Source organism: Halomonas sp. TG39a (genome assembly GCF_000744395.1).
Taxonomy (GTDB): domain Bacteria; phylum Pseudomonadota; class Gammaproteobacteria; order Pseudomonadales; family Halomonadaceae; genus Vreelandella; species Vreelandella ventosae_B.
Genome location: NZ_JQLV01000001.1, coordinates 1,055,921 through 1,072,021, shown reverse-complemented (window position 1 = coordinate 1,072,021; position 16,101 = coordinate 1,055,921). Strand labels below are relative to the sequence as shown.

Here is a 16,101-nt window from a genome sequence, read left to right as displayed (position 1 = left end):
AAATTAGTCTTGCTGAGAAGTTGGCTCGTACGCCGTGTCGTTAGGACCCAGTCGCTCGACGACTTCAAGGTCAAAGCCGGACAGCGCGGAGAACTTCCACGGTGAACTAAGTAAGCGCATTTTACCCACGCCTAAATAGCGCAGAATCTGCGAACCGGTGCCGATGGTTAAGTAGTTACCGGCGCCGTCGGAATCGCTAGTACGCGGCTGACGCACACGATCCAAAAAGATATCCAACTGATCTTTTAAATCCTGATGAGGGCGGCCGTCATCAATCAGCACAAACACACCCGGCGCGGCACCGGCAATCTCTTCCAGCGCCCGATGAGCATCCCAACGGCACTGCTCGTCTTTCATCAAGCCCATCACGTCGCGTAGCGTATCGCTAAGATGCACGCGCACCGTGGTGGCTTGCTCAGGCGTGGGCTGGCCGTTCACCAATGCCAGGTGATGGGCGCCCTGTATACGATCACGGAAAACGTGCAACGTCAGCTCGCCATGGGAGGTCATCACCGTTGACGCTTCTAGATGGTCGATGGTCTGCTCATTGACGATGCGGTAGTGAATCAAATCCGCAATGGTGCCAATTTTAATACCGTGCTCATGAGCAAAGGCTTCGAGTTCCGGGCGGCGCGCCATGCTGCCATCATCATTCATGACTTCGCAGATCACACCGCTGGGGTCACAGCCTGCCAGAGCCGCCAAGTCACACGCCGCTTCGGTATGCCCGGCACGACGCAGCACACCGCCCGGTTCTGCCATCAGCGGAAAGATATGGCCCGGCTGCACGATATCCGACGGCTTGGCATGGGGCGCCGCCGCTGCCTGTACTGTGCGCGCTCGATCCGCCGCGGAAATACCGGTCGTGACCCCTTCGGTTGCCTCAATCGAAAGCGTAAATTTGGTACCAAAACCGGAGCCGTTATCACGCACCATCAATGGCAAATTAAGCTGCTCACAACGGGCACGGGTCATTGGCATACAGATCAAGCCACGGGCGAAACGGGCCATAAAGTTGATATGTTCGGCCTGCACTTTTTCGGCGGCCATGATGATATCACCTTCATTTTCGCGATCCTCATCGTCCATGAGAATCACCATTTTGCCCTGGCGAATATCTTCAACCAGCTCGGCGATAGGGGCTAAGCCTCTAGAGGTGGGGTGCGCCATGGAATCTCCAGTCAATGTTTTCATGAACAGTTGTCACGAACGGTTCTCATGAGCGGTTGTCATTAACAATTATCACAAACAATTGCCGTGAGCAGTTGTCGCAAAGAAAACGTCCCGCGAAAAATTAGTCATGATTTTGCGCGTCAGGGTACCTTGCTCTCGTTCAATGCGCTAGTCGCCTGAGGAGAGGCGATAATGCGCCAATCACGCCCCACCGCTCGCATATCATGAATGGTTAAACGCCGCTGGTCGGCCATACGCGAGAGCCCTGGCAGCGCAAAAAGCGGCCGTGCTTCGCCACCTAACAGCGTGGGGGCGACAAACAGCTGCAGTTCATCGACCAGCGCCGCGTCAAGCATAGCGCCTGCCAGCGTCGCACCGGTTTCCACCAGCAGTTCGTTAACCTGCTCATTTTCTGCTAACCACTGCAGCATTGCCACTAGATCGATACGACCATCGCTCCCAGCGGGCACTATCTGAACTTCCGCACCCGCTTGGATTAGCCGTTCGCGCTTCTCCTCCGCGTGCTCTGGCGTGGTGATCACTAGCGTCCGCCCTGGTTCGCTTAAACAGGCCGCCGCCAGGGGTAAGCGCAAGTGGGTATCTAAAATCACCCGCAGAGGCTGGCGGCGAACCACGTCGTCAACATTATCGAGGTGCAGCTGCTCTTTGCGTAGCGTTAGCCGTGAGTCGTCCATAATAAGCGACTCCACACCGCTCAATATGGCGCTGGAGCGCGCCCGCAGCCGCTGCACCTGTGTTCGCGCTTCGGGCCCGGTAATCCACTGGGACTCCCCGGATCCCATGGCGGTACGGCCGTCTAAACTCATCGCCATTTTCAGGCGCACAAAGGGACGCTGTTGGGTCATGCGAGCAATAAAGCCGGGGTTTAACCCGCGCGCTTCACTCTCAAGCAAGCCCACAGCAACCTCGACACCGCCCTCTTCAAGCATGCGAATGCCGCGACCGCTCACCTGGGGGTTAGGATCCACCATCGCGATCACTACCCGTGACACGCTGGCCTCCTTCAATGCTACCGCACAGGGCCCGGTGCGCCCGGTGTGGGAACAGGGCTCCAGAGTCACGTAGGCGGTCGCCCCCTGGGCCCGCTCACCGGCGGCATTTAAAGCGTGGATTTCGGCATGGGGTTCACCGGCACACCGATGAAAGCCTTCACCGACAATCTGCTCATCACGCACAATCACACAGCCGACCCGCGGGTTCGGATCAGTAGTGTATAAGCCCTTTTGCGCCAGTTGCAGCGCCCGCGCCATATAGCGGTGGTCGGCGTGGCTAAAATCGCTGCTCATTTTGACGGTCCGCTCTTGTTTGAGGGCTCTTGGGAAAGCCGATCAATCTCAGCGCGAAATTCATCCAGATCCTGGAACTTGCGATACACCGAGGCAAAGCGGATATAAGCCACGTGATCAAGGGTTTTAAGCGCTTGCATGACCGACTCACCGATATCCCGGGCGTTGATCTCACGATCGCCCCGAGCGCGCAGCGTTTGACGAATGCGCTCCACCGCCGCTTCAATGGCTTCAGCACTGACCGGGCGTTTTTCCAGTGCGCGCAGCATGCCTGCCCGCAATTTGGCTTCGTTAAAGCTCTCCCGTGAGTCGTCAGACTTCACCACTCGCGGCATGACCAATTCAGCGGTTTCGTAGGTGGTAAAGCGCTCTTGGCAGCTCGCACACTGGCGGCGACGGCGCACCTGGTCGCCATCGGCTACCAGCCGCGAATCGGTCACTCGAGTATCGTTTGCACCACAAAAAGGGCAATGCATGGCGGTCAACCTGTTGTCAGCTCGTGTCGGCGTGCCCCACGAGTTAGCGTGTTATAACCTGTCAATGTGTGTGCTATTAATGGCGTTTCGCAGTAGCAACTGCCACAAGCTAATATATCTTAGCGTTTAAACGCGGTATCAACCTCGTATTGTAACGATTTGGCACACAAGCTGCAGCGTTTGTGGCAGATTGTTTATCAGGAGTCACCCATGCCCCCCTTTGAGCAGACCGTTCACGCCTATCTCAGCCACCTTTACGGGCCCCGTGCAGGCGAAGTGCAGCGCCGTTTAAACCAGCGCCTGGCACATTTCCAGTCGCTTGCCCCATTTTCACCCAACGCCGTGGAAGCCAACGCTAATAACGCACCTTCCTGGAGCGAAAAGGACCAGTGGGTGATCAGCTATGGGGACTCGATTATTGAAGAGGGCGAGCCACCGCTGGCAGTGCTTAGCGATTTTCTTCAAGCCCGGCTGGGCGATCGCATCAGCGGCGTGCACGTTTTGCCTTTCTTTCCTTGGAGCAGCGACGACGGTTTTTCGGTGATCCACTATCGGGAAGTGAACACCGATCTCGGCGACTGGTCGCATATCCGCGAGCTGGCCAGCCATTATCACTTAATGGCCGACCTGGTGCTCAACCACGTTTCAAGGGAGTCTCTCTGGTTTGTCGATTACCTGAGCGGCAGCCTGCCGGGGCGCGACTACTTTATCGAGGTCGACCCGGATACCGATGTCTCCCAGGTGGTGCGACCACGCAGCAGCCCACTGCTAGTCCCTATTTCCACCCGGCGCGGCACTCGCTATCTGTGGGCGACATTCTCCGAAGACCAGCTTGATCTAAACTTTGAAAACCCGGATGTGCTGCTCGAGTTCGTGGGTATTTTGCTGTTCTACCTGGAGCAAGGCACGCGGATTGTGCGTCTGGATGCGGTGGCCTTTCTGTGGAAGAAATTGGGTACCGCCTGCATTCATCTGCCGGAAACCCACACCGTGGTGCGGCTGCTGCGGGCGATTGTGGATCACGTGGCGCCAGGCACTCTGCTGATTACCGAAACCAATGTGCCCCACCAGGAAAACATCAGTTATTTTGGCTTAGATCGTCTTGCGGAAGGAGAGCCCGACGAAGCCCATATGGTGTATCAATTTGCCCTTCCTCCCCTGCTGTTGCATACCCTCACCCGTGGTGAAGCGAGCACCCTGCAAACTTGGCTTGCCAGCCTTCCCGTCCTGCCTGACCACTGCACCTACCTCAACTTTACCGCCAGTCACGACGGAATCGGCGTGCGCCCACTGGAAGGCTTGCTGCCCGATCACGAGCGCGATGCACTGCTGGAGCTGATGCACAAATTCGGCGGCTTTGTCAGCATGCGCAGTAACCCGGATGGCAGCGATACGCCCTATGAGATCAATATCACCTGGTTTGAAGCCATGCGCGGCACCCGCCGTGGTCCCGACCCATGGCAGATTGCGCGCTTTCTATGCAGCCAGGCGATTATGTTGAGTTTGCAGGGCATACCCGCGCTGTATATTCACACCCTGACAGGCACCCTCAATGACGTGGAAGGCGTTGAGCGCAGCGGGCGCCTGCGCTCGATCAACCGTCGGCGCTGGCAGCGCAGCGAGCTTGACCTCCTACTCGATAGCCCGTCGACGCCCACTCACGATGTTTTCCACGCCTTAAACCGGCTATTAGACCAGCGCCGCAAGGAGCCCTGCTTTCACCCCAATGCCGCTCAACGGGTTGTGGTCTCAGCACCGGAACTGTTGGCAGTAGAGCGCGGCCCGCTCCACGATGGTCGCCGGCTGCTAGCGCTGTATAACGTCACCGACCTACCGCTTCCTTTAGAGAATATGGGTGAGGCAGTTACCCAGGCACTTGAAAAACACGCCTGGCAAGCGCTGGATCCTGCTAACCCCTGGAGCGCCGAAGGTTCGCTGCCGCCTTACGCCGTACGCTGGTTAGTGGCTGATCGTTAATACCGTCGAGAAGCCTAAAGCTTCAAAAACCGCCAATTGCGACATATCGCCCCAGGTATAAAACACCTAATCCCTAAATAATGTCGTGCTGCGACAATGCCCGCACAGCTTTATTCTAGGGGTTATTTTTTCTTATGTTGCAACAGAGTGTTGCCCTGGGCCCAATGGGCTTTAGTATCCACCAGCTCTTGATTGGCTTGGCTTTTTTATTGGCGCTGCTTGCCGGTGCGCTGCTGGGGCGCCGTCATGGGGTGTCTGTTAGCGATACGCTATTCACTCTGCTGTTTGTCGCTTTTATAGGCGCCCGCCTGGTCTTCGTGGTGCGTTACTGGGGCGAGTATGACGGCCTGCTTTCCCGCCTGGATATTCGCGATGGCGGTTTTGATATTGTTGGCGGTATCGTTATCGGCCTTGCGTATGCCAGTTGGGTTTTATGGCGCTCACCACACCAGCGGTTTCCGCTGACTGGCGCACTATTGGCTGGCGGCCTTGTGTGGGGGCTGGCTGCGGGTAGCGCTACCCTAATAGAGCACCAATCTCGCCCGTTACCGGATATCGCGCTGACTACCCACGCAGGTGAGTCCATCGATCTACCGCAAATGTCGCGACAAAACCAACAACCTATGGTGGTAAACCTATGGGCCAGTTGGTGCCCGCCGTGCATCCGCGAAATGCCGGTTTTTGAACAGGCCCAAACTAATGAAACAGACATCACCTTCGTATTCGTGAATCAAGGGGAGTCAGCTGCCCATATTGAGGCGTTTATGAGTGAACACGACTTCTCGCTGGACAACATATGGCTTGACCCCCGCAATGCGGTTGGCCAAGCCACCGGGGCTCACGCCATGCCAACCACGCTTTTTTATGATGCGGATGGAAACCTAGTCAATACGCACTTTGGCGAGCTTTCCAGCGCTACTTTGCGGCGTGGGTTAGAACGTTTGCGCTGACCTGCTCTCTTATCAAGCGCCTTCTGCTACTTTTTTCACCCCATTTTTTTAACGCCATATCATTAAAACAGGACGTTGTAATGCAATTAACCCGAAACACCATTAGCGGCTTTTTGTTACTGGCAGGATTGGTAGGCACCTCTGCGAGCGCTGCCGACGAGCTCCCCGCCCCTATCCAGGCGCTTGCCAACCAAGGCTTGGAGATTCATGGCCAATTCGATGCCCCCGGCGGGTTGCGCGGCTATGGCGCCAGCGTGCAGGGCCAGGACATGGCGATTTATCTGACGCCAGATGGCGAGCACGCCGTAGTGGGTACGTTAATGGATAGCGAGGGCAATGACCTTACCGAAGCGCAGTTGGATGAGCATGTACGTGCACCGCTAGAGGCACAAACCTGGCAACTATTAAGCGAAAGCCACTGGGTTCAAGATGGCGACGTTGATGCTCCCCGGGTGATTTACACCTTTACAGATGCCAACTGCCCCTACTGCCGTCAAATGTGGCAAGACGTTCGCCCCTGGGTGGAAGCAGGTGAAGTGCAGCTACGTCATATTATGGTAGGTATCTTAGCGCCCGACAGCCCTGGAAAAGCAGCCGCCATACTCGGAGCCGATGACCCGGCAGCGACGCTGCATGCCCATGAAAGTGGCCAGCAAGAAATCGAAGCCAGCGCCCAACCAAGGGAAATTGAAGAGCAGGTGTATGCCAATAACCAGCTGTTCGAGGAGTTAGGGCTGTATGCCACGCCCACCTCGGTTTTTCAGCGTGAAACAGAGAATGGCAGCGTACGCCTTGACCGCATTCAGGGCATGCCCAGTGATGAGCGGCTGATCGACATGATGGGCAGCGAAGCGCCATAGAGGGTTGCAGGAGGCCGCTAAAGCGGCCTCCTCAATGCTACATTCGTCTCCCTAGCTTACTCCTCGGAAAGGTTTTCAAACCGCGGCATGCCGACGTTCCAGGGTTTAATGTCGCCCTTCTCCCCGAAGTTGTCGTGGTCACCGAGTACGTGGCCGTCGTGTTCGCGGGTTTGCCCGTACAGTGAGCGGTTATGGAAGGTCGGGCCGAAGCGCTCGGCTGTCTCGGCGACATCGCCCGTGTAGCGGGGGTCTTGGGGGCGCTCTTGGCTGCTTATGAAGTAAGCAATATCCCAGGTGTCTTGAGCGCTGAGCGACCGCGGCTGACCAAGCGGCATGTTTTGGTAAATAAAGCCCGCCATGGTTTCTACTCGTGCGATTCCCGCCCCCCAATTATTAGAGCCGTCGCCCCAGGGGGCTGGAAATACGTATTCGCCGTTTTCATAGTGACCCGAGCCATCTTCCTGATGACATACCGAACAGTTTTCCTGGTAAGCCGCTTCGCCTCTAGCGTAGTCGGGCTCTTCAGTTGGCTCATCCGGCGCGGGGAAGCCACGCCCATAGATCGGTTTGTCTGGATACATCGGCGCACCGGTGGCCAGCCACTGATGGTAGGCGCTTAGCGCCAGCATTTCATCGCTGCCATACTCCGGTGGCACGCCGTTCATGGAGTAAGCAAAGCAGCCTGCGATACGCTCTTCCAGGTTATTTACATGCTGGTTTTTACCCCGGAAGTCCGGCAGCGTGATGGCCGCCGCCCACACCGGCGCGCTGAACGGCACCCGCCCTTCACCCAAATGACAGCTTGAGCAGTTCATGTCATTGAACACGTTCTCTCCACGCAACTGCTGCGTATTGGTGAATAGATCGTGCCCGTAGCGGATGACTTTTTTCAGCTCCGGATGAAGTTCGGAATTCTCAAGGTCTTCCATGGTGGGGGGCTCGTGGACAAGCATATTCAGCGCGGCATCTGGGCGCTCTTCTGGCTGGGCAAAAACCGTGGCTGCATAAAGGGCACCGAACGCAAGCGAGCAGCCGGTCAGTGCTATAACGAGGGGGCGACGACAGGTAATCATTGTGCTGTCTCCTGCTCTTCTGAACCGGGTTGCGTGGCATACCAGGCAGACACCGCCTGAATGTCGTTATCGCTCATGCGTTTGGCAATGGCCCCCATGAGATTCTGCGGGTCGTTGCTGCGTGTCTCGTTTTTCCACGCCGTCAACTGAGCGCTGATATAGCCAGCATGCTGGCTGGCGACACCTGGGAAGGTACTGCCAACGCCCGTACCACCAGGCCCGTGGCAGCTTTGGCAGGAAACAATATAGGCGTTCCAATCGCCACGTTCGGCAAGCTGTTGACCACGCGCCAGCAGAGCTTCGTCGGCCTCATCGCCGCCTTGCCCCGGCGTTAGCGGCATTTGGCTATAGTATTCGGCTACATCGGCTATTTGCTGGTCATCGAGCATATTGGCAAATGTCACCATGGTCGCATTTTGACGCTGCCCGGCTTTAAAGTCGTGTAACTGCTTGGCGATATAGTCGGCATTCAGCCCAGCTAAGCGCGGCCATGACTCACCATTGGGCACATTCATACCGCTGCCATCGGCCTGGTGACAGGCTGTGCAGGTAGCCGCTGCTGCCTGGCCTCGCTCTGCGTCACCCTGCTGCGCCAGTGCACCTCCAGCGGCTAAGCCAATCCCCATCAGCAGGCCAAACCTGCTTAAGCATTTTTTATTCATCTCGGTTCCTCCCTTGCATTATCGTTGTTAGCTACCCGCCACTGGCACCACCAGGCAGGCGGTAAAACCACCTTCTGCTGGGCTGGAAAACGTCACTTCGCCACCGAAGCGTTCGGCGATAGCGGCCACAATGGCTAGCCCCAGCCCACTGCCCTGCTGTTTACTGGCGCGCCAAAATCGTTGCGTTAATTGTTCAAGCGTCGCGCCATCAACACCTGGGCCTTGGTCGCTAACGCTAAAGGTAAGGTGACGCTCCCCTGGCCCCCACTGCGCATTAAAGGTAACTTCGGCATCGGCGGGCCCATGGCTAATAGCGTTATCGAGCAAATTACGCAGCGCGGTGATGGCCAGTTCGCGGGGCATCGCAAGGGCGACATCAGGCCAGTGGGGCGGGACTATAAATCGCGCTGATTTGTCGTGTTGGCTATCCGCCAGGGCGTGCTCGGCCACGTCCGCAACGCGGCTAGCCTCGCCATCGTCAAAGCGCACACGCCCCTCTACGCGGGCCAACGTGAGCAGCTGGTCAAGGGTTGAGCTCAACCGCACCACACCTTCTTCAGCATAGTTGAGCGATGTTATTGCAGCCTGCCCTTCGACCCGACGGGCCACTTGCAGGTGGGTTTTGATTGCAGTAAGCGGTGTGCGCAGTTCGTGGGCGGCATCGTTGGTAAAGCGCTGCTCGCGGATAATGGTTTGCTGTACGCGCGCCAAGAGGGCATTGAGGGTCTCAATCAGCGGCCGTATCTCTTTGGGTAAGCCGTAGGTAGCGACCGGGGCCAGCGCATCAGGGTGGCGATTGGCCAGCGATTCGCGCAGCCGTGTTAGCGGTGCTAAGCCACGCCAAACCCCCAGCCAGAGCGCAAACATGCTGCCTACCAGCGCTACGATAAAGGGCACCACGGTCATGCGTATAACGCCGCTGAGCAGCATATCGCGCTCATCCATACGGTCAGCGGTGGTAATCACGATGCCAGCGCGCTCGTAGGTAAACACCCGCCAAGTCACGTCGCCTGCCTGACGATAAGTGTGGCCGCCCTCTCCCGGGGCGAGAATAGCGTCCATATCGGCATGGGTACGCGCCATGATCTCACCTTGGGGCGAGTGCACTTGGCAGGCCAGCCCCTCAATGGGTGGAATAGACAGCACCGGGTGCTCGGCGTCTTCCCATACGTCAAACGGCAGCTGCAGGACTAACCCGGCCACCATTCTTGCCGACTGCGCTAAGCGCTGATCCAGGGTGTCTACAAACTTCTCTTCCAGGTCGCGCATCAGCCACGCCGCTGCCACCCCCCAGAGCAGTGCCAGCGTTAATCCCAGAGTCAGCAGCAAGCGCGCACGTAAACTCATAACTGCCCCTTGTAGGGCGTACCAGCCGCATGTACCGATTCGGGTTTGCCCAACCGATAGCCAAGTCCTCGCACTGTCTCGATCACGCCGCTACCCAGCTTGCGGCGCAGGTGGTGGATATGCACATTCAGCGCATTGCTCTCCACATCGTCGTTCATACCGTAAAGGCTATCTTTGAGCTGGTCGGCGGAAAGGACGCTGCGTGGCGATTGCAGGAAGGTTTCAAGCAGCACCAGTTCCCGGCGAGACAGCATAATCAGCTGTTCATCGACGTAGACCTCCCTAGCCGTTGGATCTAAGCAGAGGGCGCCGTGGGCAATCAGACCGCTGCTGCGCCCTGCTACTCGGCGTAACAAGGCGTGCAAACGCGCTACCAGCTCATCTAAATCGAAGGGTTTTACCAAATAGTCGTCAGCGCCGCCCTGCAGTCCATCCACCCGGTCACGCACCGCATCCCTGGCGGTTAACACCAGCACGGGAACGTCGTTGCCCTGCTCACGCCATTCGGCCAGCAATTGAAGACCATCGCCATCGGGCAATCCGCGATCAAGAATGACCACATCACTGGCCACCGTTCGCATCGCCTGACGGGCGGCGTTCACCGTGGAGACGTGATCGACCACAAAATCGTAGGTCATTAATCCAGCGCGAATACCCGAAGCAACCAGCGGGTCATCTTCAATCAACAAGACGTGCATAGCGGTTTCCTATTTATTACCCATCAGCATGGCTGATGGGTATTAACCCAGCGTTAAGACAAATAAAAACGCCCTTGCTGTGAAGGCAAGAGCGTGGGCATGGCAATCGCCGAATAAGGACGAATGGCTAGGCGAGACGCTTAGCAGCAAACCACCCCAACACCATGGTCACCAGCATGGCCAATAGCGGTAAGGAAAGACCGCCGATGGAGGCTATCGCTGGCCCTGGGCAGTAGCCGGAAAGTCCCCAGCCAATGCCAAACAGGGCCGCGCCCCCTAACAACTTTGCGTCTAACTCTCGTTTGGTCGGTAACTGAAAGACGCCACCCAACAGTGGAGCAGTACGCTTGAATACCAGCCGATAGCCGATAAAGGTGGTGACGACGGCCCCACCCAATACGAACATCAGCGTTGGATCCCAGGCACCCGCTACGTCTAGAAACCCCACTACTCGCGCGGGGTCGGTCATACCTGAAACAGCCAAACCGATGCCGAAAAGTAGTCCCGCCGCATAGCCTGCCGCCGTTTTCATCCAACTGCTCTTGTTTGACTGACTCATTGAACTATTCATTGAACGCCACCTAAACCTAGCAAGTGGCGCGAGATATAAACGGTCACTAGCCCCGTCACTAAAAACATACCGGTGGCCGCCATCGAGCGTGGCGCCAAGCGCGCCAGCCCGCATACGCCATGGCCGCTGGTACAGCCACTGCCCAGCCCCGTGCCTACGCCCACTAACAGCCCAGCCACTAGCATTAACCCTACGCCTCCCACCGGTGCGCCAATCACCTCGCCAGGACTACCGGCAACGTTGCCCAAACCACCACCAAACGCCATAAGCAAAAGCGGGCCGCTAATCAGCCCTAACAGAAAAGCCACTCGCCAAGCGCTATCGCCCTTAGGGCGTTGGGTTATCAAGTTGCCCACGATGCCACTGATACCCGCGATACGCCCCAGCGTTGCCATCAGCCAGGTAGCGGAAAGCCCGATCAACACACCCCCAACCAGCCCTTGTAAGCCTGCTGTCCAATCCACTGGTCACTCCTCAACTCGCACTTAAACCGTTAGAAAAAATTAATCGGCACTTTGAGATAGACGGTGCCGTTCTCTTCCGCCGGAGGCAGCTCCCCCGCACGCATATTGACCTGCACAGAGGGAATAATGAGCTTCGGCATGCCTAAGGTGGCGTCGCGCTCTGTGCGCATCTTCACGAACTCGTCTTCGCTGACACCTTCATGAACATGGACATTCTCACTGCGCTGTTCCGCAACGCTGGTTTCATGCTCAAAGGTATCGCGGCCGGGGGCTTTATAGTCGTGGCATAAGAACAGCCGCGTCTGCTCGGGAAGCGCCAGCACTTTTTGAATAGAGTGATACAAGGTGCGCGCATCACCACCGGGAAAGTCACACCGCGCGGTACCATAATCCGGCATAAACAGCGTATCGCCTACAAAAGCGGCATCGCCCATTACGTAGGTTAAACAAGCAGGCGTATGCCCTGGGGTATGCAGCACACGGCCTTGTATTTGGCCAATCGTGAACGTATCGCCTTCTTCAAACAGCGCATCAAATTGGCTGCCATCCCGAGCGAACTCACTGCCCGCATTGAACGCCTTACCGAATATCTCCTGCACCTTCACTATGTTGGCGCCAATGCCGGTTTTACCGCCTAACTGCTCATGCAGGTATGGCGCAGCCGAGAGGTGGTCGGCATGCACATGGGTCTCCAAAATCCAGACAACATCGAGATCGTGTTCGCGAATAAAGGCGATGATGTTGTCAGCGGATCGCACGTCCGTATGCCCAGCGGCATAATCAAAGTCGAGTACCGAATCTATAATTGCGCAGGCACGGCTATCGGGATCTTGAACGACATAGCTAAAAGTGTTCGTGGGCTCATCAAAAAAGTGCGTAACGATTGGGCGTTGCATCGCTGCCTCCCATGGGTGGAAATGTCTTTCTCATACTGTAGGGACAGCATAGTTCATTTTTCGTTCTATATTTAGATCATTTTAGAATAAAAAGGTGCTACTATCCGCAATATAGCGTTGATGCAAAAAGCACCTCCACCAAATATTTCGCTAAGGTCTGTCCTGTTTAGGCCGATAGTGAACGAATAGGGAACGGGTTCCTTACCTCATTACAACAACTAGGAAGAACATGACTCACTTAACAACCACACAAAAACTCTGGGGAACGCTGGGTATTATCTGGGTTGCCATGCTGCTCCTGGTTGGCTGGCTGGCCTGGGAGAACCGCCAGACAATCGAGAATGAACGCCGCGACAGCATTCAGTACGTGGTAGAAAGCGTGCAAAGCCAAATTGAAGCCCTGCAAGAGCGGGTCGCCGCCGGTGAGCTAAGCCTGGAAGAAGCGCAACAGCGGGCCATCGATAATATGTCCACCGTTAGCTTTGGGGCTGGCGAGTATATTTTCTCTTTCAACGATGACTTGCTCGTCATTTCTCACCCCAGCCGCGAAGCCGGCACAGATATGACCGACTATCTAGACGCCAGCGGCATGGCGCTCTATCCGGAATTACTACGAGTTGCCCAAGCAGGCGGTGGTCACGTTAACTACTACTCCACCCGCGCGGGTGGCGATGAGCAGCTGCCGAAAACCAGTTACGTCGCGCACCTTCCCGAGTGGGGTTGGTCACTGGCGACAGGCGTTTATGTCGATGATATTAACGCTGCCTTTATTGACGGTTTGATTCGCTCGATCGTGATACTGCTGATCATTGGCCTACCGGTAACGCTGCTAATGGGCTGGGTTATTCGTGATGTCGCACGCAGACTGGGGGGCGACCCACGCTATGCAGCCAGCGTTGTACGCCATATTGCTGACGGAGATTTGACCCAAACCACGCAGCTTTCGGCGAAGGATCAGCAGAGCTTACTTTTTAATATCAATCGTATGCGTGAAACCCTGGCCGCAACCATTGGCGACATTCACCAAGGGGCAGATCAGGTGAATAGTGGTGTAGAGCAAATTGTGGGCGTTAACGAAGAGCTTTCCACACGTACCGAACAGCAGGCGGCTTCGTTGGCTGAAACGGCCTCTAGCATGGAACAGCTTACCGCCACGGTTAAGCAAAATGCCGAACACACGGATCATGCGCGTACGCTTGCCACCCGAGCGGCCGACAGCGCACAGCGCGGCAGTGACTCTATGTCGACGGTGATCACCACTATGGCGACGATTAACGAAAGCGCCACCCAAATGAGCAGCATCGTTAACACCATTGACGGCATCGCCTTCCAAACCAATATCTTGGCACTGAACGCCTCGGTGGAAGCGGCACGCGCAGGCGAGCAAGGGCGCGGCTTTGCCGTCGTTGCCAATGAAGTTCGCCAACTAGCCAGCCGTTCGGCCTCCGCTGCGCAAGAGATCAAAACCTTGATCGAAGCGTCGGATAGCAAAGTGGTGGAAGGCAGCCGCCAAGTGCGTGACACCGGCGATGTGATCAATGGCATGGTTGATGACATCAAACAGCTCAGCACAATCGTTCAGGAAATTTCTGCCGCCACCACGGAGCAGAGCAGCGGCATTGAGCAGGTCAACCTAGCAGTAACGCAAATGGATCAAATGACCCAGCAAAATGCCAGCCTGGTGCAAGAGAGTAACCACGCCACCCAAGCGCTTGCACAGCTCAGTGCCCAGCTGCGCCAACTGGTCGCCCACTTCCGCATTAACCAGAACGCGGACCATGTTCAGGCTAACTTGCCCGCCTCCTCTCCGGCACCTCGGGCAACCCATCAGCATAGTGATTTTTAGTGCCTGTTATCACTAGCGAAACGCTATAGAGCTATGCTGCCGCGGCAAGCGAAATTGCCGCGGCAGCATTTGCTTTAAATTTCGCTAAGGTATTAGCGCCCTAAGCCGATAGAAAACTACGTTGCTTACTTACATCGGCTAGGATAAACATGACACGCTTAACGACGACACAGAAACTCTGGGGAACACTGGGCATTATCTGGGTTGCCATGCTGCTGCTAGTAGGCTGGTTGGCTCTGGAGAATCGCCAGACGATTGAGAACGAACGCCGCGACAGCATCCAATACGTAGTGGAAAGCGTGCATGGCCAGCTTGAAGCCCTGCAAGAACGGGTAGCCGCCGGTGAGCTTAGCCTTGAAGAAGCTCAGCAGCGCGCCATCGATAATATGTCCAGCGTCAGCTTTGGCGGCGGTGAGTATATTTTCTCCTTTGATGACGACCTGAGAATTGTTTCCCACCCCAACCGTCCCCGCGGTGAAGATATGAGCGCCTACCAGGATGCCAGCGGGATGGATCTCTACGCCGCTTTTCGAGAGGCAGCTCAGGCCGGTGGCGGGCACGTTGACTACTATTCCCGCCGTATCACTGGCGATGAGCAGGTACCGAAAATCAGTTATGTTGCCTACCTTCCGGAGTGGCAGTGGTCACTCGCGGCGGGCGTTTATGTCGACGATATTAATGAAGCCTTTATTGCCGGTTTGATTCGTTCGGTCATCATACTGCTGATCATTGGCCTTCCGGTAACGCTGCTGATGGGCTGGGTTATTCGTGATGTCGCGCGCAGGTTGGGGGGCGACCCACGTTATGCAGCCAGCGTAGTACGCCATATTGCTGACGGTGACTTGACCCAAACCACCCAGCTTTCGCCGAAGGATCAGCAGAGCTTACTGTTCGATATCAACCGCATGCGCGAAACCCTGGCCAATACCATTGGCGATATTCACCACGGCGCCAATCAGGTCAACAGCGGCGTAGAGCAGATCGTCGGGGTAAACGAAGAACTATCCACGCGTACCGAAGAGCAGGCTGCTTCATTGGCCGAAACAGCCTCCAGCATGGAGCAGCTCACCGCCACGGTTAAGCAAAATGCCGAACACGCCGATCATGCGCGTACGCTTGCTACCCGCACTGCGGACAGCGCCCAGCGCGGCAGTGACTCTATGTCCACGGTGATTACCACCATGGCGACGATTAACGAAAGCGCCACCCAGATGAGCAGTATCGTTAACACCATTGATGGCATTGCCTTTCAAACCAATATTTTAGCGCTTAACGCCTCGGTGGAAGCTGCACGCGCCGGTGAACAAGGGCGCGGCTTTGCTGTTGTCGCCAATGAGGTTCGCCAACTCGCCAGCCGTTCGGCGGCTGCCGCCCAAGAGATCAAAACCTTGATCGAAGCGTCGGATAGCAAAGTGATGGAAGGCAGCCGTCAAGTGCGTGATACCGGCGATGTGATCAATAGCATGGTCGATGACATCAAGCAGCTCAGCACACTGGTTCAGGAGATTTCTGCGGCCACCATTGAGCAGAGCAGCGGTATTGAGCAGGTCAACCAGGCGGTAACCCAAATGGATCAAATGACCCAGCAAAATTCCAGCCTGGTACAAGAGAGCAACCACGCCACCCAGGCGCTTGCACAGCTCAGCGATCAGCTGCGCCAACTGGTCGCACACTTCCGCATTAACCAGAAGAGCGCGGGGCATGCACAGGCAAGCTTACCCGCCGCCTCTTCTGCCAAGCGGGCGGCTCATCAACACAGTGATTTTTAGCACTAGCGAAAGCTAAGTATTGAAAATCATGG

At 56.4% G+C, this 16,101-nt stretch carries 15 protein-coding genes; 5 read left to right on the top strand and 10 right to left on the bottom strand.

Going from position 1 to position 16,101, the window contains the following annotated elements; translation table 11 throughout:
- Positions 1-3: 3 nt before the first annotated feature.
- The 3 genes from ribBA to nrdR form a co-directional block, all read right to left on the bottom strand.
- Complete coding sequence (gene ribBA / locus U738_RS04725; RefSeq protein WP_035577832.1) at positions 4-1,170, bottom strand: bifunctional 3,4-dihydroxy-2-butanone-4-phosphate synthase/GTP cyclohydrolase II; 1,167 nt, start codon at positions 1,168-1,170, stop codon at positions 4-6.
- Between the two features lie 143 nt (positions 1,171-1,313).
- A complete protein-coding gene (ribD, locus tag U738_RS04720; RefSeq protein WP_035577829.1) occupies positions 1,314-2,480 on the bottom strand; it encodes a bifunctional diaminohydroxyphosphoribosylaminopyrimidine deaminase/5-amino-6-(5-phosphoribosylamino)uracil reductase RibD in 1,167 nt (388 codons plus the stop codon).
- Positions 2,477-2,956, bottom strand: coding sequence for a transcriptional regulator NrdR (gene nrdR, locus U738_RS04715; RefSeq protein ID WP_035577827.1), 480 nt, complete (start codon positions 2,954-2,956; stop codon positions 2,477-2,479). Before nrdR ends, ribD begins: the two co-directional genes overlap by 4 nt.
- 210 nt (positions 2,957-3,166) lie before the next feature.
- Between nrdR and U738_RS04710 the strand changes: the two genes are divergently transcribed.
- The 3 genes from U738_RS04710 (at position 3,167) to dsbG (ending at position 6,743) form a co-directional block, all read left to right on the top strand.
- Positions 3,167-4,933, top strand: coding sequence for a sugar phosphorylase (locus U738_RS04710; RefSeq protein ID WP_035577825.1), 1,767 nt, complete (start codon positions 3,167-3,169; stop codon positions 4,931-4,933).
- A gap of 134 nt (positions 4,934-5,067) precedes the next feature.
- Positions 5,068-5,883, top strand: coding sequence for a TlpA disulfide reductase family protein (locus U738_RS04705; RefSeq protein ID WP_035577823.1), 816 nt, complete (start codon positions 5,068-5,070; stop codon positions 5,881-5,883).
- 80 nt (positions 5,884-5,963) lie between these two features.
- Positions 5,964-6,743 carry a thiol:disulfide interchange protein DsbG gene (dsbG, locus tag U738_RS04700; RefSeq protein ID WP_035577821.1) on the top strand — a complete coding sequence of 260 codons (780 nt, stop codon included), beginning with the start codon at positions 5,964-5,966 and terminating at the stop codon, positions 6,741-6,743.
- Positions 6,744-6,799: 56 nt separating this feature from the next.
- Here the strand turns inward: dsbG and U738_RS04695 are convergent, their stop codons facing one another.
- The 7 genes from U738_RS04695 to U738_RS04665 form a co-directional block, all read right to left on the bottom strand.
- A complete protein-coding gene (locus tag U738_RS04695; RefSeq protein ID WP_035577820.1) occupies positions 6,800-7,816 on the bottom strand; it encodes a c-type cytochrome in 1,017 nt (338 codons plus the stop codon).
- Positions 7,813-8,478, bottom strand: a complete 666-nt coding sequence (locus U738_RS04690) for a c-type cytochrome (RefSeq protein WP_035577818.1) — start codon at positions 8,476-8,478, stop codon at positions 7,813-7,815. The genes U738_RS04695 and U738_RS04690 overlap by 4 nt, the downstream gene beginning before the upstream one ends.
- A 27-nt stretch (positions 8,479-8,505) precedes the next feature.
- On the bottom strand, positions 8,506-9,825 hold the full coding sequence (locus tag U738_RS04685; RefSeq protein WP_035577816.1) for an ATP-binding protein: 1,320 nt from the start codon (positions 9,823-9,825) through the stop codon (positions 8,506-8,508).
- A complete protein-coding gene (locus U738_RS04680) occupies positions 9,822-10,523 on the bottom strand; it encodes a response regulator (RefSeq protein ID WP_035577814.1) in 702 nt (233 codons plus the stop codon). The genes U738_RS04685 and U738_RS04680 overlap by 4 nt, the downstream gene beginning before the upstream one ends.
- A gap of 127 nt (positions 10,524-10,650) precedes the next feature.
- Positions 10,651-11,055 (bottom strand): DUF6691 family protein, encoded by a 405-nt coding sequence (locus U738_RS04675; protein ID WP_027959643.1) that lies wholly within the window; start codon positions 11,053-11,055, stop codon positions 10,651-10,653.
- 35 nt (positions 11,056-11,090) lie between these two features.
- Positions 11,091-11,558 (bottom strand): YeeE/YedE family protein, encoded by a 468-nt coding sequence (locus tag U738_RS04670; RefSeq protein WP_035577811.1) that lies wholly within the window; start codon positions 11,556-11,558, stop codon positions 11,091-11,093.
- A 29-nt stretch (positions 11,559-11,587) separates the two neighbouring features.
- On the bottom strand, positions 11,588-12,454 hold the full coding sequence (locus U738_RS04665) for an MBL fold metallo-hydrolase (RefSeq protein ID WP_035577809.1): 867 nt from the start codon (positions 12,452-12,454) through the stop codon (positions 11,588-11,590).
- Between the two features lie 229 nt (positions 12,455-12,683).
- Between U738_RS04665 and U738_RS04660 the strand changes: the two genes are divergently transcribed.
- Together U738_RS04660 and U738_RS04655 are read left to right on the top strand one after the other, a co-directional pair.
- Positions 12,684-14,300, top strand: a complete 1,617-nt coding sequence (locus tag U738_RS04660; RefSeq protein ID WP_035577808.1) for a methyl-accepting chemotaxis protein — start codon at positions 12,684-12,686, stop codon at positions 14,298-14,300.
- Between the two features lie 149 nt (positions 14,301-14,449).
- Entirely contained in the window at positions 14,450-16,069 is a 1,620-nt protein-coding gene (locus U738_RS04655) for a methyl-accepting chemotaxis protein (protein ID WP_035577805.1), read from the top strand.
- The last annotated feature ends 32 nt before the right edge of the window (positions 16,070-16,101 follow it).